General features: G+C 50.5%; 29 protein-coding genes and 1 tRNA gene. 17 read left to right on the top strand and 13 right to left on the bottom strand.

Going from position 1 to position 25,503, the window contains the following annotated elements; genetic code table 11:
- The coding region (locus K2G43_RS09280) for a patatin-like phospholipase family protein (protein ID WP_300154474.1) at window positions 1-398 on the bottom strand (398 nt) is incomplete at its 3' end.
- Window positions 399-490: 92 nt separating this feature from the next.
- Here K2G43_RS09280 and K2G43_RS09275 point away from each other — a divergent pair.
- Entirely contained in the window at window positions 491-1,693 is a 1,203-nt protein-coding gene (locus K2G43_RS09275; protein WP_297643697.1) for a C1 family peptidase, read from the top strand.
- 391 nt (window positions 1,694-2,084) lie between these two features.
- Here K2G43_RS09275 and K2G43_RS09270 read toward each other — a convergent pair whose 3' ends face one another.
- Window positions 2,085-2,270 carry a hypothetical protein gene (locus tag K2G43_RS09270; protein ID WP_297643692.1) on the bottom strand — a complete coding sequence of 62 codons (186 nt, stop codon included), beginning with the start codon at window positions 2,268-2,270 and terminating at the stop codon, window positions 2,085-2,087.
- A 453-nt stretch (window positions 2,271-2,723) separates the two neighbouring features.
- Here K2G43_RS09270 and K2G43_RS09265 point away from each other — a divergent pair, with 453 nt between their 5' ends.
- The 4 genes from K2G43_RS09265 (at window position 2,724) to K2G43_RS09250 (ending at window position 6,956) form a co-directional block, all read left to right on the top strand.
- Window positions 2,724-3,617: an electron transfer flavoprotein subunit beta/FixA family protein gene (locus K2G43_RS09265; RefSeq protein ID WP_297643690.1), complete on the top strand. Its 894-nt coding sequence runs from the start codon at window positions 2,724-2,726 to the stop codon at window positions 3,615-3,617.
- 87 nt (window positions 3,618-3,704) lie between these two features.
- Window positions 3,705-4,724 (top strand): electron transfer flavoprotein subunit alpha/FixB family protein, encoded by a 1,020-nt coding sequence (locus K2G43_RS09260; protein ID WP_297643688.1) that lies wholly within the window; start codon window positions 3,705-3,707, stop codon window positions 4,722-4,724.
- Window positions 4,725-4,794: 70 nt separating this feature from the next.
- On the top strand, window positions 4,795-5,166 hold the full coding sequence (locus tag K2G43_RS09255; protein ID WP_297643695.1) for a four helix bundle protein: 372 nt from the start codon (window positions 4,795-4,797) through the stop codon (window positions 5,164-5,166).
- Between the two features lie 83 nt (window positions 5,167-5,249).
- Window positions 5,250-6,956 (top strand): acyl-CoA dehydrogenase family protein, encoded by a 1,707-nt coding sequence (locus K2G43_RS09250; protein WP_300154469.1) that lies wholly within the window; start codon window positions 5,250-5,252, stop codon window positions 6,954-6,956.
- 158 nt (window positions 6,957-7,114) lie between these two features.
- Here the strand turns inward: K2G43_RS09250 and K2G43_RS09245 are convergent, their stop codons facing one another.
- Window positions 7,115-8,077, bottom strand: a complete 963-nt coding sequence (locus tag K2G43_RS09245; RefSeq protein ID WP_297643684.1) for a J domain-containing protein — start codon at window positions 8,075-8,077, stop codon at window positions 7,115-7,117.
- A gap of 216 nt (window positions 8,078-8,293) precedes the next feature.
- Here K2G43_RS09245 and K2G43_RS09240 point away from each other — a divergent pair, with 216 nt between their 5' ends.
- Entirely contained in the window at window positions 8,294-10,807 is a 2,514-nt protein-coding gene (locus tag K2G43_RS09240) for a glycoside hydrolase family 9 protein (protein WP_300154466.1), read from the top strand.
- A gap of 88 nt (window positions 10,808-10,895) precedes the next feature.
- On the opposite strand, the gene K2G43_RS09235 is transcribed toward K2G43_RS09240, so the two are convergent.
- Window positions 10,896-11,915 (bottom strand): low specificity L-threonine aldolase, encoded by a 1,020-nt coding sequence (locus tag K2G43_RS09235; RefSeq protein ID WP_300154464.1) that lies wholly within the window; start codon window positions 11,913-11,915, stop codon window positions 10,896-10,898.
- A 267-nt stretch (window positions 11,916-12,182) separates the two neighbouring features.
- Between K2G43_RS09235 and K2G43_RS09230 the strand changes: the two genes are divergently transcribed.
- The 3 genes from K2G43_RS09230 to K2G43_RS09220 all read left to right on the top strand — a co-directional run bounded on the left by K2G43_RS09230 (window position 12,183) and on the right by K2G43_RS09220 (window position 13,540).
- Entirely contained in the window at window positions 12,183-12,809 is a 627-nt protein-coding gene (locus tag K2G43_RS09230) for a hypothetical protein (RefSeq protein ID WP_300154461.1), read from the top strand.
- A 7-nt stretch (window positions 12,810-12,816) separates the two neighbouring features.
- Window positions 12,817-13,392: a uracil-DNA glycosylase family protein gene (locus tag K2G43_RS09225; protein WP_300154458.1), complete on the top strand. Its 576-nt coding sequence runs from the start codon at window positions 12,817-12,819 to the stop codon at window positions 13,390-13,392.
- 75 nt (window positions 13,393-13,467) lie between these two features.
- Window positions 13,468-13,540 (top strand) — tRNA-Trp (locus K2G43_RS09220).
- A gap of 65 nt (window positions 13,541-13,605) precedes the next feature.
- On the opposite strand, the gene K2G43_RS09215 is transcribed toward K2G43_RS09220, so the two are convergent.
- The 3 genes from K2G43_RS09215 to queD form a co-directional block, all read right to left on the bottom strand.
- Window positions 13,606-14,430, bottom strand: a complete 825-nt coding sequence (locus K2G43_RS09215) for a carboxypeptidase-like regulatory domain-containing protein (RefSeq protein ID WP_297644112.1) — start codon at window positions 14,428-14,430, stop codon at window positions 13,606-13,608.
- An 89-nt stretch (window positions 14,431-14,519) separates the two neighbouring features.
- On the bottom strand, window positions 14,520-15,065 hold the full coding sequence (locus K2G43_RS09210) for a radical SAM protein (RefSeq protein WP_297644113.1): 546 nt from the start codon (window positions 15,063-15,065) through the stop codon (window positions 14,520-14,522).
- The gene (gene queD / locus K2G43_RS09205; RefSeq protein ID WP_297644114.1) at window positions 15,052-15,384 is read right to left on the bottom strand and encodes a 6-carboxytetrahydropterin synthase QueD; all 333 of its coding nucleotides are present in this window, start codon (window positions 15,382-15,384) and stop codon (window positions 15,052-15,054) included. Before queD ends, K2G43_RS09210 begins: the two co-directional genes overlap by 14 nt.
- Before the next feature lie 109 nt (window positions 15,385-15,493).
- Here queD and K2G43_RS09200 point away from each other — a divergent pair, with 109 nt between their 5' ends.
- The gene (locus tag K2G43_RS09200) at window positions 15,494-15,853 is read left to right on the top strand and encodes a YbaN family protein (protein ID WP_297644115.1); all 360 of its coding nucleotides are present in this window, start codon (window positions 15,494-15,496) and stop codon (window positions 15,851-15,853) included.
- Here the strand turns inward: K2G43_RS09200 and K2G43_RS09195 are convergent.
- Genes K2G43_RS09195 through K2G43_RS09185 form a run of 3 tightly spaced genes read right to left on the bottom strand, consistent with a single transcriptional unit; the run spans window position 15,833 to window position 17,363 of the window.
- Window positions 15,833-16,417, bottom strand: coding sequence for a nucleosidase (locus K2G43_RS09195; protein WP_297644116.1), 585 nt, complete (start codon window positions 16,415-16,417; stop codon window positions 15,833-15,835). The two genes, K2G43_RS09200 and K2G43_RS09195, sit on opposite strands and share 21 nt — an antisense overlap.
- Window positions 16,418-16,474: 57 nt before the next feature.
- A complete protein-coding gene (locus K2G43_RS09190) occupies window positions 16,475-16,759 on the bottom strand; it encodes a transcriptional regulator (RefSeq protein WP_297644117.1) in 285 nt (94 codons plus the stop codon).
- A gap of 1 nt (window position 16,760) precedes the next feature.
- Entirely contained in the window at window positions 16,761-17,363 is a 603-nt protein-coding gene (locus K2G43_RS09185) for a hypothetical protein (protein ID WP_297644118.1), read from the bottom strand.
- A 44-nt stretch (window positions 17,364-17,407) separates the two neighbouring features.
- Here K2G43_RS09185 and K2G43_RS09180 point away from each other — a divergent pair, with 44 nt between their 5' ends.
- From K2G43_RS09180 to K2G43_RS09160, 5 genes are all read left to right on the top strand, one after another.
- Window positions 17,408-17,764, top strand: coding sequence for a hypothetical protein (locus tag K2G43_RS09180; RefSeq protein WP_297644119.1), 357 nt, complete (start codon window positions 17,408-17,410; stop codon window positions 17,762-17,764).
- A 237-nt stretch (window positions 17,765-18,001) separates the two neighbouring features.
- Window positions 18,002-18,295 carry a hypothetical protein gene (locus K2G43_RS09175; protein WP_297644120.1) on the top strand — a complete coding sequence of 98 codons (294 nt, stop codon included), beginning with the start codon at window positions 18,002-18,004 and terminating at the stop codon, window positions 18,293-18,295.
- A gap of 14 nt (window positions 18,296-18,309) precedes the next feature.
- Window positions 18,310-18,600, top strand: a complete 291-nt coding sequence (locus K2G43_RS09170) for a cell division protein ZapA (protein WP_297644121.1) — start codon at window positions 18,310-18,312, stop codon at window positions 18,598-18,600.
- 115 nt (window positions 18,601-18,715) lie between these two features.
- Window positions 18,716-20,254, top strand: a complete 1,539-nt coding sequence (gene rny, locus K2G43_RS09165) for a ribonuclease Y (RefSeq protein WP_297644122.1) — start codon at window positions 18,716-18,718, stop codon at window positions 20,252-20,254.
- Window positions 20,255-20,342: 88 nt separating this feature from the next.
- A complete protein-coding gene (locus K2G43_RS09160; protein WP_300154449.1) occupies window positions 20,343-21,092 on the top strand; it encodes a copper homeostasis protein CutC in 750 nt (249 codons plus the stop codon).
- Between the two features lie 71 nt (window positions 21,093-21,163).
- Here K2G43_RS09160 and K2G43_RS09155 read toward each other — a convergent pair whose 3' ends face one another.
- Entirely contained in the window at window positions 21,164-21,766 is a 603-nt protein-coding gene (locus K2G43_RS09155; protein WP_297644124.1) for an OmpH family outer membrane protein, read from the bottom strand.
- Window positions 21,767-21,792: 26 nt separating this feature from the next.
- Window positions 21,793-22,026, bottom strand: coding sequence for a hypothetical protein (locus tag K2G43_RS09150; RefSeq protein ID WP_300154445.1), 234 nt, complete (start codon window positions 22,024-22,026; stop codon window positions 21,793-21,795).
- A gap of 240 nt (window positions 22,027-22,266) precedes the next feature.
- On the opposite strand from K2G43_RS09150, the gene K2G43_RS09145 reads away from it, so the two are divergent.
- Complete coding sequence (locus tag K2G43_RS09145) at window positions 22,267-23,727, top strand: aminoacyl-histidine dipeptidase (protein WP_297644776.1); 1,461 nt, start codon at window positions 22,267-22,269, stop codon at window positions 23,725-23,727.
- Between the two features lie 11 nt (window positions 23,728-23,738).
- Entirely contained in the window at window positions 23,739-24,803 is a 1,065-nt protein-coding gene (locus tag K2G43_RS09140) for an endonuclease/exonuclease/phosphatase family protein (protein ID WP_300154442.1), read from the top strand.
- On the opposite strand, the gene K2G43_RS09135 is transcribed toward K2G43_RS09140, so the two are convergent.
- Entirely contained in the window at window positions 24,800-25,480 is a 681-nt protein-coding gene (locus tag K2G43_RS09135) for a response regulator transcription factor (RefSeq protein ID WP_300154476.1), read from the bottom strand. The genes K2G43_RS09140 and K2G43_RS09135 overlap by 4 nt on opposite strands.
- Window positions 25,481-25,503: the final 23 nt, after the last annotated feature.

Genomic DNA, 25,503 nt, shown 5'->3' with positions numbered 1-25,503 from the left:
TCCCAATAGTTCGCCTCACCCGTCAGGCAGTTGGTAGTCACCATCACATAGCGCTCGGGGCAATGAAAATAGGCCTCGTAGTCGTATGGAAGTATCCGTTCGGGAAACTCCCGGAACAGCAAGTCAAAATCCATGATGTTGCGTTTCGTCAGCAGGTATTTCATCCCGATGTAGTGGTACTTCGCCAGCAGGTCGATGTTGCTGAACTTGGCACGTCCCCGCTGACCGGACATATACGAAAGCCCGTTGCATGCCCCGGCACTGACACCAATGGTATAGGGGAAACGGATGCCGCGATCCATAAAGCAGTCGAGCACCCCGCAAGTAAAGACCCCACGCATCCCGCCACCTTCCAGCACAAGTCCGCTGAAAGCGTCTATATCTATCATTTTTTTCATAAGCAACAGAATTAACACCCCAAAGATAGCTTTTGTTTGTGAAAAACTATCTATATTTGCGGTTACAACTATAAATCTTTATAATAATCATGATGAAGAAGTCAATACTGATTACCGCATTGGGTTTGCTGAGTGTGAACGCAATGGCACAAGACACTCCGAAAGCGGAGGAGGGTTTCGTATTTACAACCGTAAAAGAGAACCCTATTACACCTGTTAAGAACCAAAGTCGTGCCGGCACGTGCTGGTGCTACTCCGGATTGGGATTCATTGAGTCCGAATTGCTTCGTATGGGCAAAGGCGAATACGACCTGTCTGAAATGTTCATCGTACACAACACATATCTGGATCGCGCAGACAAAGCAGTTCGCACACACGGAGACGTATCGTTCTCACAAGGCGGTTCATTCTATGATGTCATCTACGGAATGAAGACCTTCGGACTGGTGCCCGAAGAGGAAATGCGTCCGGGTGTGATGTATGGCGACACACTGAGTAACCACACTGAACTGACAGCCGTTTCCGACGCCGTGGTAAATGCCATCGCCAAAGGAAGAATGCGCAGCCTGCAAACCGACAAGGACAAGAATCCGCTCTGGAAGAAGGCTATCACTGCCATCCACGACATCTATCTGGGCGAACGTCCTGAGAAGTTCACTTACAAAGGCAAAGAATATACGCCGAAGTCCTTCTATGAGTCAACAGGCCTGAATGCCGACGACTATGTTTCCCTGACCTCTTATACCCACCATCCGTTCTATCAACCGTTCATCCTTGAGATTCAGGACAACTGGCGTTGGGGTTCTTCTTACAACCTCCCCATTGACGAGCTGATGCAGGTATTCGACAATGCCATCAACACGGGTTATACCATTGCCTGGGGTAGCGACGTAAGCGAACAGGGATTCACACGCGACGGTATAGCCGTACTGCCTGACGCTGAAAAGGTACAAGAACTGAGCGGTTCGGACATGGCTCACTGGCTGAAAATGAAACCCGAAGAAAAGAAACTGAACACCAAACCCCAGCCACAGAAGTGGTGCACTCAGGAAGAACGCCAGGAAGCATACGACAACTGGGAAACTACCGACGACCACGGCATGCAGATTTACGGTATTGCCAAAGATCAGGAAGGCAACGAATACTACATGGTGAAGAACTCTTGGGGCAAAGCCGGCAAATACGACGGCAAATGGTATGCGTCCAAAGCATTTGTGCGCTACAAAACAATGAACATCGTGGTTCACAAGAATGCACTGCCTAAGGAAATCGCCAAAAAACTGGGTATCAAATAAAAGGTAGATACATATTTATATTGATAAGGAAGAGGATGGATTTCGGTTCATCCTCTTTTTTTCATTGTAAAATTACTGCAAACAAAAAAAATTAAGACAAAAGACATAAAAGCACTGAAACTTTCTAATACTTCCAATTAAGTCAAGAAGAAGATTACAGAAACCTTTGGCAATATCCGGAATTACTCATAACTTATTTTCCTTCAGCCTTAAAGTCATGAAAGCACATCAACCTGCCAACCGATTAATTGACAAATTATGCAACATTTAATTAGTTCAAACGTTACTATCCGCCTGTGATGAAAAACTAAACCTTCACCATTCACCCGAACCGCCCTGTCCATCGGCTTTTCGGGTGAAACTTTTTTTCTTTAGGCTGTGATCTGCTATCTTACAGGTTGCCATCGAGCACCTCCTCAACCGTCTGATTGAACTTATCCTCATCACTATAAAATGATTTGGCATTGTCCGTCACTTTCTTGATACGAGCCACCATTTCATCATTAGCATTCACTATGTGAAGCATTGCCCGCAGCTGCTCGCTTGTGTAATCTTTGTAGAATGTGCCAATCACCATATTTAGAAACGCTATGGTAAGGACCGGGATAAGACAAAGAAAGCCAGGTCTAACATCGGACACTTCTCCGCCCCATACGCAGCCACTTCCAAGTGAACGACTACGGTGGTTCACTTAAAGACCATTCTTTAAGGAGTTATCTGGGAGTTAACGGCCGATACCATTGCTTGATGCCAGCAGAGCTATCGGCTTTCATCTCCCGACGGAGTGTAGCGGAGTGATAACTCCCGATAGCTCCTTTGAAAAAAACACTGCACAAAGTACGGGAGATATTCCGATGAAAAGACAGGCGGATTACCGATATTATAGCCCGTTTTACAGACGCTTCCGCCGTTTTTTTGCTCAAAACACCGTAAAATGTGCATTTTTCTCCCGGTTTTCTTGTCAGACCCAACACTTTCTGTAATTTTGCACGCTGATAAACAAAGAAATACTAATACTAAATTTAATAGCATGAGTTTGAAAATTGTTGTTTTGGCAAAACAAGTTCCCGACACACGCAACGTTGGGAAAGATGCCATGAAAGCCGACGGAACCATCAACCGTGCGGCACTCCCTGCCATCTTCAACCCCGAAGACCTGAATGCCCTCGAGCAAGCGCTTCGACTGAAAGATGAACATCCGGGCTCCACCGTTACCATCCTGACCATGGGACCGGGACGCGCAGCCGAAATCATTCGTGAAGGACTTTACCGCGGTGCCGACAACGGCTATCTGCTGACCGACCGCGCCTTTGCAGGTGCCGACACACTGGCCACTTCCTACGCCCTTGCCACTGCCATCAAGAAGATAGGTGACTACGACATCATCATCGGCGGCCGCCAGGCAATCGATGGCGACACGGCACAGGTAGGCCCGCAGGTTGCCGAAAAGCTGGGATTGACACAAGTGACCTACGCCGAAGAGATTCTGAACGTGGATAAGGAAGCGAAGAGAATCACCGTGAAGCGTCACATCGACGGCGGTGTGGAGACCGTGGAAGGCCCGCTGCCCATCGTCATCACCGTCAACGGAAGTGCAGCTCCCTGCCGTCCGCGCAACGCCAAGCTGGTGCAGAAATACAAACGTGCCCTCGGCGCACAGGAGAAGGCCGCCATCGAGAAAGAAGGCGCAGCACTGCCGTATGCAGCACTCTATGAGAAACGCCCTTATCTGAACATCACGGAATGGAGCGTTGCCGACGTGGACGGCGACCTCGCGCAATGCGGTCTGAGCGGCTCGCCCACCAAGGTGAAAGCCATCCAGAACATCTCGTTCCAAGCCAAAGAGAGCAAGACGCTGACAGGCAGCGACCAGGATGTAGAAGATTTGATTGTTGAACTGTTGGCTAATCACACCATTGGATAAGTGACGAGCTACAAAGCGACAAGCTACAAGAAGCCGCGCCAAACAGCACTTGTAGCCCGTAACTCGTAACTAAAAAACTAAAAGAACATGAACAACGTATTTGTATATTTAGAGATAGAAGGCACTACGGTTGCCGATGTCAGTCTCGAACTCTTGACCAAAGGTCGCAAATTGGCGAACCAATTGGGCTGCCAATTGGAAGCCATCGCCGCCGGAAACAATCTGGCAGGCATTGAAAAACAAGTATTGCCCTACGGTGTGGACAAGCTCCACGTATTCGACGCTCCGGGCTTGTTCCCCTACACTTCTCTGCCCCACTCCTCCATCCTCATCAACCTCTTCAAAGAAGAAAAGCCGCAAATCTGCTTGATGGGTGCCACCGTCATCGGCCGCGACCTCGGTCCGCGCGTATCTTCCGCCCTGACCAGCGGACTGACAGCCGACTGTACTTCTCTGGAAATCGGCAGCCACGAGGACAAGAAGGAGGGCAAGACTTATGAGAACCTGCTCTACCAAATCCGTCCCGCCTTCGGTGGTAACATCGTTGCCACCATTGTGAACCCCGAACACCGTCCGCAGATGGCGACCGTGCGCGAGGGCGTGATGAAGAAGGAAATCCTGGACGCTAATTATAAAGGTGAAGTCATCAACCACGATGTGGCCAAGTATGTTCCCGAAACAGACTATGTGGTGAAGGTCATCGACCGCCACGTGGAGAAGGCAAAGCACAACCTGAAGGGTGCCCCCATCGTCATTGCCGGTGGCTATGGCATGGGCAGCAAGGAGGGTTTCGACATGCTGTTCGAACTTGCCAAGGAGCTGCACGCCGAGGTAGGTGCCAGCCGCGCCGCCGTCGATGCCGGCTATGCCGACCATGACCGCCAGATTGGCCAGACCGGCGTTACGGTCCGCCCGAAACTCTACATCGCCTGCGGCATCAGCGGACAAATCCAGCACATCGCCGGCATGCAGGAGAGCGGCATCATCATCTCCATCAACAACGACGAGAACGCTCCCATCAACACCATCGCTGATTATGTGATTAACGGTACGGTGGAAGAAGTGATTCCGAAGATGATTAAATATTATAAATCGCATAGTAAATGATTTTTTGAGGGAGTTAGAAGGAGTTATTCGGGAGTTATACGGGAGTTAAAAGCCAATAGTTCTGTTGATGATGACACAAAGTTTCAAGGATTTGTTAGTCTGGAGAAAAGCGCACATTTTTGTACTGAAAGTATATGAGGTATCACGCAGCTATCCGTCAGAAGAACGTTTTGGGCTATGCTCCCAATTTCAGCGTGCCGCAGTTTCCATTCCGGCCAATATAGCCGAAGGATACAGAAAAATGAGCAAAGCTGATAAATTACGCCTCCTGAATATCGCACAAGGCAGTTTGGAAGAGTGCAGGTATTATATAATTCTTTCTAAAGACCTTAATTACATCAACGAAAAAACATATAATGAATTAACAAAGAGCATCGAGGATACAAGTTATTTACTGAATGCCTACTGCAAAGGAATAACAAGCAAGCAATGGGAAGAGTAACGGAAACCGGAAGCAAGACATTTGGCTTCTAACTCCCGTATAACTCCCGAATAACTCCCGATAGCTCCTTAATAAAAAATATTATGGCAAACTTTTATACCGAAGTTCCCGAATTGAAGTATCATCTGAATAACTCAATGATGGAACGCATCTGCGAACTGAAAGAGCGCGGATATCAAGATAAAGACAAGTATGACTATGCTCCGCAGGATCTTGCGGACGCTATGGATTCCTACGACAAGGTGCTTGAAATCACCGGCGAGATTACCGGCGAAATCATCGCTCCCAATGCAGAAGGCGTGGATGCCGAAGGCCCTCATTGCGCCAACGGCCGCGTGGAATATGCCAGCGGAACGAAGCAGAACCTCGACGCCATGGTGAAAGCCGGCCTGAACGGTATGACCATGCCACGCCAATTTGGTGGACTGAACTTCCCGATTACCCCCTACACCATGTGTGCGGAAATCGTAGCTGCCGCCGATGCCGGTTTCGGCAACATCTGGTCGCTGCAAGACTGTATCGAAACGCTGTATGAGTTCGGCAACGAAGATCAGCACAGCCGTTTCATCCCCCGCATCTGCCAAGGCGAGACCATGTCTATGGACCTGACCGAGCCCGATGCCGGCTCCGACCTGCAAAGCGTGATGCTGAAAGCCACCTTCGACGAAGCCAACAACTGCTGGCGACTGAACGGCGTGAAGCGTTTCATCACCAACGGTGACGCCGACCTGCACCTCGTGCTGGCACGTTCGGAAGAAGGCACGAAGGACGGCCGCGGTCTCTCCATGTTCATCTACGACAAGCGCGACGGTGGCGTAAACGTCCGCCGCATCGAGAACAAGCTGGGTATCCACGGTTCACCCACTTGCGAATTGGTTTACAAGAACGCGAAAGCAGAACTTTGCGGCGACCGCAAGTTGGGTCTGATCAAATACGTAATGGCATTGATGAACGGTGCCCGTCTGGGTATCGCCGCCCAATCGGTAGGTCTGTCGCAAGCCGCCTACAACGAAGGTCTCGCATACGCCAAAGACCGCAAACAATTTGGCAAGGCAATCATTGAATTCCCCGCTGTGTATGACATGCTCGCCATCATGAAGGCAAAGCTGGATGCAGGGCGTTCGCTGCTGTATCAGACTTCACGCTACGTGGACATCTACAAAGCGCTGGACGACATCGCCCGTGAACGCAAGCTGACTCCGGAGGAACGCCAGGAACAGAAGAAGTTCTCCAAACTTGCCGATGCCTTCACCCCGCTTGCCAAGGGTATGAACTCCGAATATGCCAACCAGAACGCTTACGACTGCATCCAGATTCACGGCGGTTCGGGCTTCATGCTGGAGTATGCCTGCCAACGCATCTACCGCGACGCACGTATCACCTCCATTTACGAAGGTACCACGCAGTTGCAAACGGTGGCCGCCATCCGCTACGTGACCAACGGTTCGTATGCCGCCACCCTGCGCGACTACGAAACCATTCCTTGCAGCGAAGCGATGCAACCGCTGATGGACCGCATCAAAGAGATGACCAACAAGTTCGAAGCCTGCACCAATGCCGTGAAAGAAGCCCAGAACCAAGAGTTGCTGGACTTCGTGGCACGCCGCCTCTACGAAATGGCTGCCGTGTGTGTGATGTCGCACCTGATTATCCAGGATGCCACCAAAGCACCGGAACTGTTCAGCAAGTCGGCACAGGTTTATGTAAACTATGCGGAAGCTGAGGTAGAGAAGCACTTCAACTTCATCCGCAAGTTCAAGACAGAAGAACTGGAAAGCTATCGCAAGTAAACGCAGCGCTTAAAAGAAAAAAGGAATAGCGGGCATCGGAGTTCAAAGACTTCGGTGCCCGCTTTCGCACAATCTGTCGATAAAGAGGGACTCTATGCGACATTTATCACAATATTCGCTGATGACCATCCATTCGTTCCGCATAATCCGTCCTTCTTTCATTCGTTCATACTTTGAATTTTGCGGAACATCTCTTTCTGCTGTTCCGTCAGACGGGTCGGCAACGACACAGAGTAAGTCACGATAAGGTCGCCGAACTGTCCTTCTTTCTTATATACGGGGAATCCTTTGCCCTTCAGGCGTACTTTGGTTCCGTTCTGGGTTGCGGGGTTCACCTTCAGCTTCACCTGCCCATCCAGCGTATCTATCAGCCGGTCGCCACCCAGCAAAGCCGTATAGAGATCCACCGTCACATCTATATACAAGTCGTCTCCCAACCGCCTGAACACCGGGTCGTCCGGAATCACAAACGTGATGTATAAGTCGCCTGCCGGACCTCCATTGACACCTTCGCCGCCATAACCCTTCAGTTTGATGACCTGTCCGTTTGCCACACCTGCCGGGATAGTGATGCGCACTTGCCTGCCATTCACCGTCAACAGCTGCTTATGCGTCTGCGCCGCCTCACGCAACGAAAGATTCAAATCTGCATGATAATCCTGCCCGCGGAAGCCTGCATCGGCACCAGCGCCTCCACGGGCATGATGCCCGAACATCTGCTCGAAGAAGTCGGAGAAGCCACCGGCATTGCTGCCCGTAAACTCCTGACCATCGGAAGAGTACCAATAGGTGCCGTTTCCGTCCGTGCCAAATCCCGCACCGGCACCGCCGAACCCTCTGAAACCGCCCGCACCGGCCTGTTGCCGTGCCTGCTTCTGCGCTTCAAACTCATCGGCATGCTTCCAATGCTCGCCATACTCATCATACTTTTTTCTCTTTTCAGGATCGCTCAACACTTCATTCGCCTCGTTGATAGCCTGGAACTTATCCTTGGCAGAGGGGTCGTCCGGATTCAAGTCGGGATGATACTTACGCGCCAGTGTGCGAAACGCTTTCTTGATGTCATCCTGAGATGCCGTCTTGTCCACTCCAAGAACCTGATAGTAATCAATATAAGCCATAGTTTATCTGTTTTTTCTTTATATACATCAAACAAATAGCAAGCCATTTTAGTTTCTGGAAAAATAAAAGATGTAAACAGAGTTTAAAACTAAAATATCCTCAACAACGTGCAACGTTCTTTAATTATTCTGCCTTCTTCTTCCTTAAATTAACAGAAACGGCTTTATTTGTACCTATCATTTTTTGGGAGATTTCATCTTAAACAACAGATATTCATGAAAAACAACCATCAGCTTCTCATCATCCTATCGGCTCTCCTCCTCGTCCTGCCGTGCAGGGCTGATGAATGGATTAGAATCAACCAACTCGGCTATTTGCCCCAGTCCATCAAAGTGGCGGTATTTATGAGCGAAGAGGAAAGCATTGTAGAGAACTATACACTGGTCGATGCCTTTACCAACGAAACCGTACAGACATTTCATGCGCCCCGCCCCACCGGCAAATCGGGCAGCATGAAGGCCACCTACCGACTGGATTTCAGCGATTTCACGACACCCGGCACCTACTACCTGAAAGCGGGCAAAGCCATCTCCCCGCACTTCCCCATCAATCCCCACGTTTACAATGGAACCGCCGACTTTCTTCTGAACTATATGCGCCAGCAACGTTGCGGGTACAATCCTTTCTTGAAAGACAGTTGCCACGTACATGACGGGTACATCGTCTATCATCCCACCAAGACCGGACAGAAGATTGATGTCCGCGGCGGTTGGCACGACGCAACGGACTACCTGCAATATACCACCACCTCCGCCAACGCCATTTATCAGATGATGTTCGCTTATCAGGAGAACCCCGATTCTTTCGGCGATGCGTATGATGCAGCCGGACTTCCCGGTGCCAACGGCATACCCGATATTGTGGATGAAATCAAGTGGGGACTGGATTGGCTGAACCGGATGAACCCCGTTCCGGGAGAGCTATATAACCAGATTGCCGATGACCGCGACCACGCCGGCATGCGCCTGCCTAACAAAGATGAAGTGGACTACGGCTATGGGCCCGGCAACGGACGTCCCGTCTATTATTGCAGCGGTGAACCACAAGTTCGTGGGAAGTACCGGAATGCCACTACCGGCGTGGCAAGTACAGCCGGAAAATTCGCATCCTGCTTTGCATTGGGTGCCGAAATCCTGAAAGAGTACTACCCGGAGCTTGCGGCAGAAATCGGAGGGAAAGCCGCTGCCGCCTATCAGGAAGGAGTCAAGAAGCCCGGTGCCTGCCAAACCGCTTCTGTCAAATCGCCCTATATCTACGAAGAAGACAACTGGGTGGACGATATGGAACTCGGCGCCATGGAGTTGTATCGGATGACCGGTGACGGCAACTACTTGAACCAAGCCATGGAGTACGGACGTCGCGAACCGGTCACTCCCTGGATGGGAGCCGACAGCGCACGTCATTACCAATGGTACCCATTCATGAACATGGGGCATTACCATCTTGCCAAGGCCGGCAACCAACGACTCAGCCGTGAATTTATCCGCAATATGCGCACCGGCATTGAGCGCACGTATGAAAAAGCGGTGGAAAGTCCGTTCCTGCATGGCATACCTTATATATGGTGCTCCAACAACCTGACTACCGCCATGCTCACCCAATGCCGCCTGTACCGCCAACTCACCGGTGACAACACGTATGCGGAAATGGAAGCCGCCCTTCGCGACTGGCTGTTCGGCTGCAATCCGTGGGGAACAAGCATGATTGTGGAACTGCCCCTCTACGGAGACTACCCGTCGCAACCCCATTCATCTTTGCTGAATGCCGGTGTGGGCAATACCACCGGAGGCCTGGTGGACGGCCCTGTCTATCGCAGCATCTTCGAAAGCCTGCGGGGTGTCAATATGACAGGCATTCCCGGAACTCCCGGACAGGACTATGAACGCTTCCAACCCGACCTGATGGTGTATCACGATGCCCTTCACGACTACTCCACCAACGAACCGACCATGGACGGAACGGCCTGCCTCACCTACTACCTTTCCGCCATGCAAAAGGAAGGAATGGAACAGGCAGGAATCCGATGCGACCACAACCGGTATGTCAACGGAGGCATTGTGCGCACCGACCCGTCCAAGAAACAAATCACATTGGTATTCACCGCTGCCGACAAAGCGGACGGCGCGGATGCCATCCTGCGCACGCTCAAGAAACACGGCATCCAAGGAGGCTTCTTCTTCACCGGCGAGTTTTATGAACGCTATCCCGACATCGTGAAACGCCTGCTCGACGATAAGCACTACGTGGGAAGCCACAGTTACGGTCACTTGCTCTATATGCCGTGGGAGAATCGGGACTCTCTGTTGGTGACCCGTCAAGAGTTTGAACAGGACATCCGAAAGAGTTACGAAACGATGCGCAAAGCCGGCATTGACTACAAGGACGCTCCCGTCTTCATTCCCCCTTACGAATATTATAATAAGGAGATAGCCGCCTGGGCAAAGAGCATGGGACTCCAAATCATCAACTTCACACCAGGCACGATGAGCAACGCCGACTACACGACTCCCGATATGGGTACAAAATACAGAAGCAGCCGGTTCATCTATGACAAAATCATGGAAGTGGAAAAGAAAGAGGGACTGAACGGACATCTGCTACTGATACACTTCGGTACGGACGACCGCCGCACAGACAAGTTCTATAACGGCTATCTGGATAAGATGATAAAGACACTGAAACGGAAAGGATATACGTTCGTTCCGGTCCGGGAAGCGGTCGGCATTTGAAAGACAGCACGCGGATGGCGCGGATTCTATTCAATCCGTTCATCCGCGTGCCATTTCATATCTGCCTGTCAACAGGCAAATCATCCGGTTAAAGCAACTTCTTCACCGCTTGCAGCAGTTCCTGAATATCCTCTTCCGTTGTATCGAACGATGTCACGAAACGGATTTCATTGATAGCCTCATCCCAGAAATAGAAAAAATAAGACTTCAACAACTCATCAATGACGGGGCGGGGCATCGTCAGGAAGAGCTGGTTGCTCTCCATCTTCTGTGTGAAGCGCACGCCGGGCAGCTCCTTCAGTCCGTCATACAGAATCTTCGCCATACGGTTGGCGTGCGTGGCGTTCTTCAGCCAAAGGTCATCCGTCAGGTAAGCCGTGAACTGACAGGAGAGGTAACGCAGTTTGGAAGCTAGCTGTGCCGACTGCTTACGCACAAAGTAAGCCTCCTTCTTCAAGACAGGGTTAAAGACAATCACGCTCTCGCCTAACATCAACCCGTTCTTCGTACCTCCGAAGCTGAGGACATCAATGCCGCAATCCACCGTCAACTCCTTAAACCCAAGGTGCAATGCCGCACAAGCATTGGCTAGACGGGCACCATCCATGTGGACATACATGCCATGTTGATGAGCGAGCGACGTCAAAGCGCGAATCTCCTCTGGTTGATAGATGGTGCCCAACTCCGAACATTGGGAAATGTAGATAGCACCCGGCTGCGAATGATGCTGCTCACCGAAGTGACAGAGATAAGGACGAATCAAATCGGGGGTCAGCTTGCCGTCGGGAGTGGCGACAGGACGTATCTGACAACCTGTCATACGAGCTGGAGAACCGCATTCGTCCACATAGATATGTGCCGTCTCCGCACAGATGATAGAGTTGTAAGGGCGGGTACACAGTTGCAAAGCCACCGCATTGCTGCCCGTACCGTTGAATACAAACAGCGGTTCGCAATCCGGAGAAAACATCTCCCTGATTTTACGGACCGCCTCTGCTGTCCAAGGGTCATCGCCATAGCCGACAGCATGGTCATTATTGGCACGGTTCAGTGCCTCCATCACCAACGGATGCACGCCGGAATTATTGTCTGATGCAAAACTTCTCATAGTCCATTCTGTTTTTGTTATTGTTATTAATAGAAAAGAATGTGCAAAGGAAAGAATATTCCACCACATGAAAATCAAATCCGAACAAGTTTTTTCGACAAAAGTTCCTTTGGCGCCCACGTTCCATAGTCCCATAATTCAGCATTTACGATTTATACCCGATACAATTGTTGGTGTAAATCAACTTATTTCGTAATTTTGCAACCGGATTCGCTTCGGCCTTGATAATCCGCCAATCATAAAATCATAAATTATAAATCATCTTATATGGGTTTATTTGCCAAATTACTCAACAAAAACAGCGAAGAAGTCTCTTCCAAGAATGTAGAAGACTTCATCTCACTGACCCGCGTTTATTTCCAATCTGTAATAGCAGCCAATTTGGGAATCACCAATATCCGCTTTGTTCCCGACGTGGCAAACTTCAAGCGTCTGTTCAAGATACCGACGCAGGGAGGACGCTTGGGACAAGCCGAAAAGACCGCTTCACGCAAAATGCTGATGCAGGACTATGGCATCAGCGAAAACTTCTTCAAGGAAATAGACGCATCGGTCAAGAAACATTGCCGCACGCAAAACGACGTACAGGGCTATCTCTTCATGTATCAGGGCTTCTCCAACGACCTGATGATGCTGATGGGCAACCTGATGCAATGGAAGTTCCGCCTGCCTGCCTTCTTTAAAGGAGCGTTGCGCACCATGACCGAGAAGACCGTACACGATGTCTGCACCAAGACCGTGTGGAAGAAGGACGATGTACACAAGACCGCCATGGCCGTGCGCCAATACAAAGAACGTTTGGGCTATTCGGAACAATGGATGAGCGAATACGTATATAACGTGATTATGCTTGCCAAGAAAGAACCGAAGAAGAGAAACGAAGAAGAGAAATAACCGCTCAATGGGAATAGAACAGCATCCCCTGAAACCCTTCCTCCCCGGCAACGCCCGTCTGCTGATGCTGGGGAGCTTTCCACCGCAAAAGAAACGATGGTCCATGGAGTTTTATTACCCCAACTGGAACAACGACATGTGGCGAATCGTAGGACTCCTGTTCTTCGACAACAAGGACTATTTCGTAGAAAAGGAGCAGAAAGCCTTCTGCAAAGAGCGGCTGGTAAGTTTCCTGCAAGAAAAGGGCATCGCCCTGTTTGACACGGCCTCTGCCGTGCGCCGCCTGCAGGACAACGCCTCAGACAAGTTTCTGGAAATCGTGCAGCCCACCGATGTCACCTCCCTGCTTCACCGGATCCCCCACTGCCAAGCGATTGTCACCACCGGCGAAAAAGCCACCGATACGCTCTGCGCACAATTCTCCATCGACAAGCCCAAGGTGGGTGACTTCACCGAATTCCTTTTTGAAGAGAAGCCGATGCGCCTCTACCGAATGCCCTCTTCTTCCAGAGCCTATCCGCTTGCCTTGGAAAAGAAAGCTGCCGCCTATCGCCTTATGTATCAAGATCTACAGCTATTATAATTCTATTCCTGCTTAAAATAATTACCCAAAAGCCTTGCATATTCCAAAGTTTACACTACCTTTGCAGCCGCAAACACGGGAGTAGCTCAGTTGGTAGAGCACCGGTCTCCAAAACCGGGTGTCGGGAGTTCGAGCCTCTCCTCCCGTGCGAAGATAGAAAGCCGCAAGTCCATTGACTTGCGGCTTTCTTCTTGTTTAGTACAAGTCATGAAGTTATTCTATAGCATCATATTCTACATAGACAGGAGCACCAAACGGGAGTGTTTCCCACTTAGACTGGCTTGCATACCGATACCGCGTTTTGCCTGTAATCGGCTTTGTCCTCATGATAAAGTATTCGTTTGAGAAATTTTCAAGGAACTCTAACTCCACATAGAAATCACCCTTCTCCAACATTATCTCTTCGGGAAATATATAAGAAAAGGAGCCGTCTATAAGTTGGGACTTATCATAATTGAAATATACGGGATTCAGTTTCTGCAATACATAGGAACCAGCTTCCTTGCGATAGATATTCACCCGGAATTTCATACGGGAAAGAGGTCTGTTCTCAGTAATGATGGTGAAGCCAATCTCTTTCAGCCATGCGCGGTTTTTCACTTTCAGCGGAATTGCCAATCCCTGTCCGGCAGCCTTATATCCTTCCATTTCAATAAAGATAGAGCCTCCTCCCTCTTTGCGCCCTGCCGTCTTATGCTTTATACGCTGAGGTTTTACGACCACCTCACTTAACATGATTACATCGTCTGCAAGTGTGATTGTGTCCGGCAGATTCGCAATGTCTCTGACCGCAAATGTTTGTGCAATATAACCGACAGAGGAAATTCGTATGGAATCATTCGCATATTCCAAGGGAATTTTCAACGAGAAACGGCCTAAAGAATCAGTAACGGTACCCAGGTTCCGGTCGATTACCCCAATATTAGCATACGCTATCGGCTCTTTAGTAGATTCCGATACAACCGTTTGAGTGAAACCGGCAAGAGAATTGACCGATAACGCGAAACAGCCAATCAATTTAGGTATAAAAGTTTTCATGTTACAAAACTATAAGAAATCTATAAGATTCAGGCATTTGTCACAGGAAAATTTCGGATAAAAGCTATATTCACTTACCTATCGTTTTCTCAACGTATATCTATCAACTTATGCGTCTGCAAACTCAACCGCCACTTAGGATGCCGCATCACGCACTCCACCGTCTCCTTCGTATTGAGGCAGGAGCAGGGCTGGAGGAAGAAGTGCCGGACGGGAAGTTGTTCGTAGGCGGCGAGGTCCTGCCCTTCATATACCACCTTCACCTCGTCCATGCGGGTGATTCTTAATTCTCCTCCCTGTTTAGGCGAGCAGGTCACCCAGTCGATGTTATCGGGTAGCAGGCGTGTACCGTTGGTCTCGATGCAGACATACTTGCCTGCCCGATGCAGAAGTTCGATGAAGCCACGGTCTATCCAGAGGGAAGGCTCGCCACCGGTCAGGATGACCGTAGTAGCAGGATACTTGCCGACTTCTTCCAGAATCTCGTCATCGGACATCTGCGTGCCCTCCTCGTGCTGCGTATCGCAGAAAGGGCACTTCAGGTTGCAGCCGGAGAAGCGTACGAACACGGCAGGCGTGCCCGTATGATAGCCTTCGCCCTGCAAGCTGTAGAATATCTCGTTAATCTTTCTCATAGACGGCTGTATTTCCTTCAGACTCTTGCACCTCCACCTTGAAGCAGGTAGGTATCTGGTCGCATACCCAGCGGGCGATGTTCTCGGCTGTAGGGTTGAAAGGGAGCACTTCGTTCAGGTTGCGGTGGTCCAATTGTTCCTTCACCACCTGTTTGATGTGACTGAAATCGACTACCATCCCGTCGGCGTTCAGTTCGCGGGAACGGCAATAGACCGTGATAATCCAGTTGTGACCGTGCAGATTCTCACACTTGCTGCGATAGGAGAGTTGCAGGCTATGAGCAGCCGACACCTCCATCCGTTTGATGACTGTGTACATGTTGTTAATACGCTAATTAATAATTTGTTATTTTCATTTCCGCACCTAATGTCACCTCGGCGCGGCGGCAAAAGTACAAAAAACAGAAGATTTTCTGTACATTTGCCGCATGAAAACTATCTGCATCGTTTTAGGAACCGTCTCTCTGGTGCTGGGTGTCATCGGCATATTCCTGCCTTTGCTGCCCACCACCCCTTTTCTGCTGCTTACGGCAACCCTCTATTTCAGAGGCTCGCCCCGCTTGTACCAATGGTTGCTGAACCACAAGCATTTCGGTCCCTATATCCGGAACTTCCGTGAGAACAAAGCCATCCCTTTGCGGGCCAAAGTCCTCTCCCTGCTGCTGATGTGGGGCACGATGCTCTATTGCATCCTCTTCCTCATCCCCCTGCTGTGGGCAAAAGCCCTGATGCTGCTTTTGGCTGTGGGCATCAGTTGCCACATCCTCTCATTCAAGACTTTGAAATGAGAAGAACGCTCCCAGCCCCTTACGCGCATCGGCCAGCTTCTCTTCCCATTGCTTCACGGAGTTCTGCCCGATGATGTCCGTCACATACTTCACCGCGATGAAGGGCACCTCCTTGGCACGGCATACCCACGCCTGCGCGTATGCCTCCATATCCACCACATCGCCCGTCACGTCCGCAAGTTCCGTCAGGAAGGAGTCGCCCGTGTTGCACACACCTTCCCCGCTTCCGTGCCAATGCAGGCAGTAGCCTTTCCGCACCAGCAGGTCGGAGGAATCTATCTCGCATTCCATGCTCAGGTCGGTCAGCTTCTGCATGTCGCGGTCTATGAAGCGGCGGCAGACGAAGATGTCGCCCACCCGATGGCGGATGGTGCCTGCCGTGCCAATGTTCACCACCAAGTCCGGTTGCCCGTGGTTGATGGCCTCTGCCAGATAGAAGGCGGACTTCACCTTGCCCACTCCGGTGCGGAGGTAGCCCACCTGTACCTCTTCCTCCCCTATCAGCCCGGGGAACTTCAATTCCGTAAATTCGCCTTGAACGGCGTAAGTGACTAAGATTCTCATTGCATGTATTCTTTTTTTAGGAGTTATCCGCAAAAGTACAACTATTTTCTTGAATTCCTACTTCATGATGTAAGTCTTCAACGCCTCCACATACTCCTCAAAGGCATCCACCCCCTGCGGAGTAATCCGGCAAAGGGTGCAGGGCATCTTGCCCTTGAAGGTCTTTGTCACCTCCACATAGCCTGCCTTGCCGAGCTTGTCTATCTGCACGCTGAGGTTGCCTGCCGTGGCACCGGTCTGCTGGCGGATATAGACAAAGTCGGCCTCCTCTACGCTGATGAGCAACGACATCACGGCAAGGCGCAGTTCGCTGTGAAGCAAAGGATTCAGTTCTCTAAACATATCAGCTTCTCTTCTTTTTCTTGTTCATAGCCCAGCCCGGGATCACCAGCATGATGAAAAAACTGGCCGAAAACACAAAGTAATACAGATTCCAACTCAGCCCCGCCGACAGACAAACGGCCCACGCCACCACCGCCAGCGCCAAAGAGAAGTATGCGCCGCCTGCCAGAAAGCAGTCTTCTATCAGATGCCCCGTTAGGACGCTCCCGATTGCCACGACCAGGATGACGCCCGGCAACATCAGCGACATGTTGTTCGCAATAAGGCAAAGCCAGGTGATGCCCGACATGCCCACAATGCCCACCGTGCGCCACACCACATTCAGTACCCTGTCCGTATAAGTAATCACCGGCTTGCTCTCTTTTCGCGTCAGCCAGTGCTGCACGGGCCATCCCACCAGCGGTATCAGAAACCACAACCAGTTCCACGCCGGGTTTCCTGTCTTCCACACAGCGCCCAGCACCACCAGGGGAACAAGCGCCCCCAGCCATCCCCACAGCAGGAAAATGTTCCTGCCGCCTATTTCCAGATTCCGCTTGCTGTTCTGTATCATCCGAGCGATGAGTTCCAAACTCTCCTTCTCGTTCAATGCTCTTTCTTCCATTGTCACATCTTTTAAAGTTACACCTTATTATATATATACACACTATGGGTTCGAACTCCACTGCAAACATAGATGGTTTATTTTATAAACCAAATTATTTCGTAAACTATCTCACTTTATTCCATCCTTTTCATGCCGCCATCCGGCACGCCACTTTCCTCCCGTCCGCCAGCCACCGTCCTCCTCCCCGTCAGACACCCGTGGCGGGAACCTTTCACTTCCGTCGGGAAAACAGTTTCCTTCGGAGGAAAAACCACTTGAAGCAGGAGATAAACTTCATCTCGCGTGCTGAGATATACATCTCGCGTGCCGGGATTTGCATCTCAGCCGCTGAGATATACATCTCAGCACGCAAGATGAACTTTAAGACCGGACTTATAGATTTTTTCCTCAAGACTTAACAAGCTTTGGAAAGCACCTTTTCCTTCCTTTCCACCTATAGTAATCCGACTGCACAACCGTTTCCGGCACAAACTCCTCCACCACCCGCCTCCTTCCGCAACCGGAGAAAAAACAGAAGAAAAGAAGCCTTACAACCTCCCCAAAAGAATAAATAGCGAAAAGAGAGACATTTTTCATGGAAAAACTTTTGTAATTTACAAGTAAATTGTATTTTTGTGTACAATTTTGGTGTAGTAATGACGGACGAAGAAAAGAAGCTATTAAGTACCTTTGAAGCGAGACTGCGACATTTAATCTATCTGCACGATGAATTAAAGCGCGAGAACGCCGAACTGAAGCAACTTCTTGAAGCCAAAGAAGAAGCATGCAAAAAGATACAAGCCGAATATAACGAACTGGAACAAAGCTACACGGACCTAAAAACAGCTACGGCAATCAGCCTTAACGGCAGCGACGTGAAAGAGACGAAACTGCGATTGTCAAAATTAGTGCGTGAAGTCGATAAATGCATCGCTTTATTGAATGAATAAAGAACAGAAGATGTATGAACGATAAAATAAAAATAAACCTGCAAATGGCAGGAGCTTCTTATCCCATCACCATCGAACGAGAGGACGAGGAGATGGTCAGGAAAGCCGCCAAACAGGTAGATACCCATGTAATGGCGTATCGGGAGCATTATCAGAATGTACCTCCGGAGAGGATTATAGCAATGGTAGCCTATCAATTCGCTTTGGAGAACCTCCAGATAAAAGAGCGGAACGATACCGAACCATACACGGCTAAAATAAAGGAACTGACCGAAGAATTGGAAGCTTACTTCAAAGAAGAATAGCCGCCTTTCTTCCGTCTTCCATGAAAGAGAATTATTTACGCACTGTACAAAAGCTTGCCCCACAGGCGGCCTTTATGCAGTGCTTTTTTATTATATACCATAAAAAAACAAAAAAATGACAGCAGTTACAATAGTAGTAGCAATTGTATGCTTCATCCTCGGAGGAATCGCCTCGTACGTGTTTTTCAAACACGGGTTGAGAGGCAAATACGATGCCATCCTGAAAAGCGCGGAAGCGGAAGCAGAAGTAATCAAGAAGAATAAACTGGTGGAAGTAAAGGAAAAATTCCTGAACAAGAAGGCAGAGTTGGAAAAAGAAGTGGCCATCCGCAACCAAAAGATACAGCAGGCGGAAAACAAGCTGAAACAGCGCGAACTGGTACTGAACCAACGCCAGGAAGAGGTACAACGCAAGAAGATGGAAGCTGAAGCCGTGAAAGAGAACTTGGAGGCACAACTGGTGATCGTCGATAAGAAGAAAGAAGAACTGGACCAGATGCAACGCCAGGAGATAGAAAAACTGGAAGCCATCTCCGGACTCTCTGCCGAAGAAGCCAAGGAACGGATGGTGGAATCCTTGAAGGAAGAAGCCAAGACGCAGGCGCAATCCTACATCAACGACATCATGGATGATGCCAAGCTGACGGCAAGCAAAGAGGCAAAGCGCATCGTGATACAGAGCATCCAACGGGTGGCTACGGAAACAGCCATCGAAAACTCCGTCACCGTATTCCACATCGAATCGGACGAAATCAAAGGCCGCATCATCGGTCGTGAAGGACGCAACATCCGCGCATTGGAGGCAGCTACCGGCGTGGAAATCGTGGTGGACGACACACCGGAAGCCATCGTATTGTCGGCATTCGACCCGGTTCGCCGCGAAATAGCTCGTCTGGCATTGCACCAGTTGGTAACGGACGGACGCATCCACCCCGCACGCATCGAAGAGGTGGTGGCCAAAGTGCGCAAACAAGTGGAAGAGGAAATCATCGAAACCGGTAAGCGCACCACCATCGACCTGGGTATCCACGGCTTGCACCCCGAACTGATTCGCATCATCGGTAAGATGAAATACCGCTCCTCCTACGGCCAGAACCTGTTGCAGCACGCCCGCGAGACGGCCAATCTCTGCGCCGTCATGGCATCCGAACTGGGATTGAACCCCAAGAAGGCGAAACGTGCCGGACTGCTGCACGATATAGGCAAGGTGCCCGACGAGGAACCGGAATTGCCGCACGCACTCTACGGCATGAAGCTGGCCGAGAAGTTCAAAGAGAAACCGGATATCTGCAACGCCATCGGTGCCCACCACGACGAAGTGGAGATGAGCAGCCTGCTGGCTCCCATCGTACAGGTGTGCGACGCCATCTCAGGTGCCCGTCCGGGAGCACGCCGCGAGATTGTGGAAGCTTACATCAAACGCCTGAACGACCTTGAACAGCTTGCCATGTCCTACCCGGGCGTGACGAAGACCTACGCCATCCAGGCCGGTCGCGAGCTGCGCGTCATTGTCGGTGCCGACAAGATTGACGACAAGCAGACAGAAAGCCTCTCCGGTGAAATCGCCAAGAAGATTCAAGACGAGATGACCTATCCGGGACAGGTGAAGATTACCGTCATCCGCGAGACGCGTGCGGTAAGCTATGCCAAATAAGCCATAAAACTAAAATAATGTAGAGAAAAGGGTGAATCTTATTCACCCTTTTCTTATTTTTGTACAACAGATATAAAATGAATATGTTATGGAGAAATATCTATTTGAAGTGTGCGCCAACTCCGTAGAGAGTTGCATCGCCGCACAAGCCGGAGGAGCCGACCGCGTAGAATTGTGCGCCGGCATTCCCGAAGGTGGAACCACCCCTTCCTACGGAGATATCACCGTTGCGCGGGAAGTATTGAAGGAAACCAAACTGCATGTCATCATTCGCCCACGCGGAGGCGATTTCCTCTATTCGCCCCTTGAACAACGCATCATGCTGCAAGACATCGCCAATGCCCGCCGGCTGAAGGCTGACGGCGTAGTCTTCGGATGCCTCACGGCAGAAGGCGACATCGACATCCCGCTGATGAGACAGCTGATGGAGGCCTCGCAAGGCATGTCCGTCACCTTCCACCGCGCTTTCGATGTCTGCCGCAATCCAAAGCAGGCATTGGAGGACATAATCAGCCTGGGCTGCCACCGCATCCTCACCTCCGGACAACAGCCCACAGCCGAACAGGGTATCCCCCTGCTGAAAGAATTGCAAGAACAGGCAGCCGGACGCATCATCCTATTGGCAGGATGTGGCGTGAACGAGAACAACATCGCACGCATTGCCGCTGAAACCGGCATCCGCGAGTTCCACTTCTCGGCAAGGGAGAGCGTTGCCAGCCAAATGATTCATCACAACGAATGCGTTTCGATGGGAGGAACGGTGACCATCGATGAATACAACCGTAACGTCACCACCGAAAAGCGAGTCCGACAGACCATCGAATCGTTGAAAGCCTAACCTCATACGAAAGGGGCGGTCCGGAATATCCCGAACCGCCCCTTTTGTATATCTTTATATGTGTAATCCTATTATTTCTTCACCGGAGCAGAGTATCTTGCGTTCAAACCATCCAGAATCTCACGGGTGATGTTGTAAACGCTGTCAGCATAAAGCAGGTTGTCGAAACCGGTATTGCTGATAATCATGCTGTAGCCTTTGGTCTTGTTATACTCTTTCAGGAAAGCGTTGATGGAGTCGCGCAGCTGCAGGCTGTTCTTTTCGTTCTCGCTCATCAACTCCGACTGCAACTTGTTGCTCAGGTTCTGCAGGTCTTGTTCCAGCTTGGCAATACGGTTGTACTCTTGCTGCGCTCTTTCTGGAGAAAGGAACGCATTGTTCTGGTATTTAGTCTGGAACTCCTGTTTCTGTTTCTCCAGTTCGGTAGCCTTCTGGTTGATGGTCAGACGCACGTTCTCGCTCTTCTTCACCATAGCTTCATTCAAATCCACGCAGAAATTGTATTTTGCCAAAAGCGTATCTATTTCAACAAAAGCAATCTTCATCTCCAATAATCCACCGGCATGAGCAGGGGCATTTGCAGCCTGTTTGTCATTATTACCAGCACATTGAGCAAATAGAACGATTACCGCGAGAGCTGCCAAACCGTTCATGAGGTAGTTTAATCTCTTCATAATTGATAAGTATTGTTTTTTAAAATTTAATTCATACCATCATTCAAGGCCTTTTCAAGTTCATTGATGGAAAAGCGGGGTTTGCGTTGCGCCTCCCTGTCCTGCGACTGCACACAACCGATACCTCTATCGCGCATTGCCTTATTGCCGCTGACGTGGCTGTTAGGAAACTTACCGTCCTTCACAAAAAAGACCTTTACACCTAATAAAACAATGCAAATAGCAACAATTAACAAAGTTATCAGTATTGTCTCAAGCATTTCCACTAATTTTGTTACATGAAAATAGCGTTTTTACTATTTTTGTGGGTGCAAATATAGGGCTTTGGTTGGACTAACCCACCTTTTTTGCTCTAAAAAAAAAGAAAGGGGTATGAAATAGCCAATTCATTTAACCATCTTTAGCAAAAGAAGAGCCCGTTTAATAGACAAATGACAATTTACAATTAAGAAACATAGGCTGTGCCGATACACACAGGACAGCCGCAAACTGAAATAATTATGGAGAAAAAAGACTTGAAACCAGCCGGCGTGTTCCACTACTTCGAGGAAATCTGTCAAGTGCCGCGCCCTTCCAAGAAGGAAGAGAAAATCATCGCTTACCTGAAAGCGTTCGGAGAAAAACATCAATTGGAAACGAAGGTGGATGAAGCCGGAAACGTACTGATAAAGAAACCCGCCACACCGGGCATGGAAAACCGCAAGACCGTCGTCCTACAATCACATATCGACATGGTGTGCGAAAAGAACAACGACGTGAAGCACGACTTCCTGACCGACCCCATCGAAACCGAGATAGACGGCGAATGGCTGAAAGCCAAAGGCACAACCTTGGGTGCCGACAACGGCATCGGCATGGCTACCGAACTTGCCGTACTGACGGATGAAACCATCGAACACGGTCCCATCGAATGCCTCTTCACCGTGGACGAAGAGACCGGACTGACCGGCGCCTTTGCCCTGAAAGAGGGTTTCATGAACGGAGACATCCTGCTGAACCTCGACTCCGAAGACGAGGGCGAACTCTTCATCGGTTGTGCTGGCGGCATCGATTCCGTAGCCGAGTTCACTTATAAAGAAGTGGAAGTGCCGGCAGGCCACTTCTTCTGCAAGGTGCAGGTGAAGGGCTTGAAGGGCGGTCACTCCGGCGGCGACATCCACCTGGGACGCGGCAATGCCAACAAACTGCTGAACCGCTTCCTGAGTCTGGCTTCCAAGAAGTACGACCTCTACCTTTGCGAGATTGACGGCGGCAACCTGCGCAACGCCATCGCCCGCGAAGCCCACGCCGTCATCGCCATCCCCGAAGCCGACAAACACGCCCTGCGCGCCGACCTGAATGTCTTTGCCGCCGAAGTGGAAGCCGAATATGCCGTGGTTGACCCCGACCTGCAGTTCGTGCTCGAATCGGAAAACGCACGCCCCACAGCCATCGACCGCGATACCACCAAGCGTCTGCTGCAAACCATCTATGCCGCTCCGCACGGCGTATATGCCATGAGCCAAGACATTCCGGGACTGGTAGAGACTTCCACCAACCTGGCTTCGGTCAAGATGAAACCCAACCACATCATCCGTATTGAGACGAGCCAACGCAGTTCCACCGCTTCTTCCAAGCAAGACATCGCCAACATGGTGCGCACGGTCTTCGAGATGGGCGGTGCCAGCGTCTCCTTCGGTGATGGTTATCCCGGCTGGAAACCCAATCCGCATTCAGAGATTCTGGAAGTGGCGGTTGAGTCCTACAAACGCCTGTTCGGGGTGGAAGCCAAGGTGAAAGCCATCCATGCCGGACTGGAGTGCGGCTTGTTCCTCGACAAGTATCCTTCGCTGGATATGATTTCCTTCGGTCCTACGCTGCAAGGTGTTCACTCGCCCGATGAACGGATGCTTATCCCCACGGTAGAGAAGTTCTGGAACCACCTGCTGGATATTCTGAAGCATATTCCTGCCAAACAATAAAAGAACGCAGGATGTCAAGAAATCCGATAAAGAACATCTTACCCATTGTCTTATTCCTCTGCCCGTACCTCTATTTGTACGGGCAAGAGGGAAAAGACACGCTCACCTTCCGCATCATGAGCTACAACGTGGAAAACCTGTTCGACACCCGACACGACAGCCTGAAGAACGACCAAGAATTCCTGCCTGATGCCATCCGCCATTGGAACTACTTCAAATACAAGAAGAAACTGGACAACATCGCCCGTGTCATCATCGCCGTCGGCGGCTGGACACCGCCTGCACTCGTTGCCTTGTGCGAGGTGGAGAACGACAGTGTCTTGCGCGACCTTATCCGTTATTCCGCCCTGCGCGAAGCCGATTACCGCTACCTGATGACCCAATCGCCCGATGAACGCGGCATCGATGTGGCACTGCTCTATCAACGCAGCCAATTCAAACCCATCGCCCATCAAAGCCTTCCCGTCACCCAACTTAGAAAGAAAGACCGCCCTACGCGGGACATCCTGCACGTCAGCGGACTGCTACTGAACAAAGACACATTGGATGTATTTGTAGCCCACTTCCCTTCCCGTTCGGGAGGTGAGAAGGAGTCTGAACCCTATCGGATGCACGCCGCCCGTATAGCGAAGGCCGCCATAGACAGCCTGCTCCAATTACGGCAACATCCGCAAATCATCTTGATGGGAGACTTCAACGATTATCCTAACAACAAATCGGTGCGGCAAGTACTGCAAGCGGAGCGACCGCCTATCCAAACCGATTCAATCCACACAAAACGACTCTATCACCTGTTAGCGGGAAAAGCAGCCGACCGTAAGGAGTACGGAAGCTACAAATACCGGGAAGAATGGGGACTTCTGGACCACCTCATCGTATCGGGCGGCCTCCTGCAAAAATCATCTCCGCTTTATACGGACGAAACGAAAGCCGATGTGTTCCGTGCACCTTTTCTACTGACAGAAGACAAGAAGTATGGTGGGAAAATTCCTTTCCGCACCTACTACGGTATGAAGTATCAGGCAGGATACAGCGACCATCTGCCGGTATGGGCGGAGTTCCGACTAATCTATTAACCCACCAGCACATACCCCTTCTTCATCAGCGACTCAATCCGCACCGTCGGGTCGTTCTTCAAGGCTTTGCGTAGGTAGGTCATCTGTACGTTCAGGGCAAGGGAGTTGGCGTAGGAAGAGGTGCCCCAGACGGCTTCCAGCAGCACATCCCGCACTACGGCGCAGTTCGGATGCCGGGCAAGCAGGCGAAGGATGTCCGCCTGGCGGGAAGTGATGAGCACTTTGTTGTTCCCCGTACGGATTTCGTTCGTGCTGTAGTTGAAGACAGACTGTCCGAAGCGGTAGATCTCCTCTTCCACCGTGTCGGAAAGTTGCGAGGCGAAGCGCTCGCGGATGCGGGCTATCAGCTCCTCGGGATAGAAGGGCTTGGCAAGGTAGTCGTTGGCTTTGAGCCGGAAGCCTTGCAGGCGGTCGGCCTTGTCGCTGCGGTCGGAGAGGAAGAAGATGAGGACACGCCTGTCGGTCTCGCGGATGCGTTCGGCTACCTCAAATCCGTTGAAGCCGGGCATGTTGATGTCGAGCAACACCAGGTCGGGCTTGACAAGGGGAAACTGTTCGAGGGCGATGGCGCCGTTTCCGGCGTAGGTCACTTCGTACCCTTCTTTTTCAAGAAAGCGTTTCAAGAGCATGGAGTACTTGAGGTCGTCGTCGGCGAAAAGAATCTTGAGCATCTTGATTAAATTGAGAATTAAAAATTGAA

The sequence above is a fragment of the Bacteroides sp. genome (assembly GCF_029057325.1).
Taxonomy (GTDB): Bacteria; Bacteroidota; Bacteroidia; order Bacteroidales; family Bacteroidaceae; genus Bacteroides.
The sequence above is the reverse complement of the archived record's forward strand: the minus strand, read 5'-3'. Positions and strand labels throughout refer to the sequence as shown.

Excerpts from the sequence above, each read along its gene's own strand:
- K2G43_RS09275 (WP_297643697.1), top strand. The coding sequence starts at position 491 with ATGAAGAAGTCAATACTGATTACCGCATTGGGTTTGCTGAGTGTGAAC.
- K2G43_RS09270 (WP_297643692.1), bottom strand. The coding sequence starts at position 2,270 with ATGGTGATTGGCACATTCTACAAAGATTACACAAGCGAGCAGCTGCGG.
- K2G43_RS09265 (WP_297643690.1), top strand. The coding sequence starts at position 2,724 with ATGAGTTTGAAAATTGTTGTTTTGGCAAAACAAGTTCCCGACACACGC.
- K2G43_RS09260 (WP_297643688.1), top strand. The coding sequence starts at position 3,705 with ATGAACAACGTATTTGTATATTTAGAGATAGAAGGCACTACGGTTGCC.
- K2G43_RS09255 (WP_297643695.1), top strand. The coding sequence starts at position 4,795 with ATGACACAAAGTTTCAAGGATTTGTTAGTCTGGAGAAAAGCGCACATT.
- K2G43_RS09250 (WP_300154469.1), top strand. The coding sequence starts at position 5,250 with ATGGCAAACTTTTATACCGAAGTTCCCGAATTGAAGTATCATCTGAAT.
- K2G43_RS09245 (WP_297643684.1), bottom strand. The coding sequence starts at position 8,077 with ATGGCTTATATTGATTACTATCAGGTTCTTGGAGTGGACAAGACGGCA.
- K2G43_RS09240 (WP_300154466.1), top strand. The coding sequence starts at position 8,294 with ATGAAAAACAACCATCAGCTTCTCATCATCCTATCGGCTCTCCTCCTC.
- K2G43_RS09235 (WP_300154464.1), bottom strand. The coding sequence starts at position 11,915 with ATGAGAAGTTTTGCATCAGACAATAATTCCGGCGTGCATCCGTTGGTG.
- K2G43_RS09230 (WP_300154461.1), top strand. The coding sequence starts at position 12,183 with ATGGGTTTATTTGCCAAATTACTCAACAAAAACAGCGAAGAAGTCTCT.
- K2G43_RS09225 (WP_300154458.1), top strand. The coding sequence starts at position 12,817 with ATGGGAATAGAACAGCATCCCCTGAAACCCTTCCTCCCCGGCAACGCC.
- K2G43_RS09215 (WP_297644112.1), bottom strand. The coding sequence starts at position 14,430 with ATGAAAACTTTTATACCTAAATTGATTGGCTGTTTCGCGTTATCGGTC.
- K2G43_RS09210 (WP_297644113.1), bottom strand. The coding sequence starts at position 15,065 with ATGAGAAAGATTAACGAGATATTCTACAGCTTGCAGGGCGAAGGCTAT.
- queD (WP_297644114.1), bottom strand. The coding sequence starts at position 15,384 with ATGTACACAGTCATCAAACGGATGGAGGTGTCGGCTGCTCATAGCCTG.
- K2G43_RS09200 (WP_297644115.1), top strand. The coding sequence starts at position 15,494 with ATGAAAACTATCTGCATCGTTTTAGGAACCGTCTCTCTGGTGCTGGGT.
- K2G43_RS09195 (WP_297644116.1), bottom strand. The coding sequence starts at position 16,417 with ATGAGAATCTTAGTCACTTACGCCGTTCAAGGCGAATTTACGGAATTG.
- K2G43_RS09190 (WP_297644117.1), bottom strand. The coding sequence starts at position 16,759 with ATGTTTAGAGAACTGAATCCTTTGCTTCACAGCGAACTGCGCCTTGCC.
- K2G43_RS09185 (WP_297644118.1), bottom strand. The coding sequence starts at position 17,363 with ATGGAAGAAAGAGCATTGAACGAGAAGGAGAGTTTGGAACTCATCGCT.
- K2G43_RS09180 (WP_297644119.1), top strand. The coding sequence starts at position 17,408 with ATGGGTTCGAACTCCACTGCAAACATAGATGGTTTATTTTATAAACCA.
- K2G43_RS09175 (WP_297644120.1), top strand. The coding sequence starts at position 18,002 with ATGACGGACGAAGAAAAGAAGCTATTAAGTACCTTTGAAGCGAGACTG.
- K2G43_RS09170 (WP_297644121.1), top strand. The coding sequence starts at position 18,310 with ATGAACGATAAAATAAAAATAAACCTGCAAATGGCAGGAGCTTCTTAT.
- rny (WP_297644122.1), top strand. The coding sequence starts at position 18,716 with ATGACAGCAGTTACAATAGTAGTAGCAATTGTATGCTTCATCCTCGGA.
- K2G43_RS09160 (WP_300154449.1), top strand. The coding sequence starts at position 20,343 with ATGGAGAAATATCTATTTGAAGTGTGCGCCAACTCCGTAGAGAGTTGC.
- K2G43_RS09155 (WP_297644124.1), bottom strand. The coding sequence starts at position 21,766 with ATGAAGAGATTAAACTACCTCATGAACGGTTTGGCAGCTCTCGCGGTA.
- K2G43_RS09150 (WP_300154445.1), bottom strand. The coding sequence starts at position 22,026 with ATGCTTGAGACAATACTGATAACTTTGTTAATTGTTGCTATTTGCATT.
- K2G43_RS09145 (WP_297644776.1), top strand. The coding sequence starts at position 22,267 with ATGGAGAAAAAAGACTTGAAACCAGCCGGCGTGTTCCACTACTTCGAG.
- K2G43_RS09140 (WP_300154442.1), top strand. The coding sequence starts at position 23,739 with ATGTCAAGAAATCCGATAAAGAACATCTTACCCATTGTCTTATTCCTC.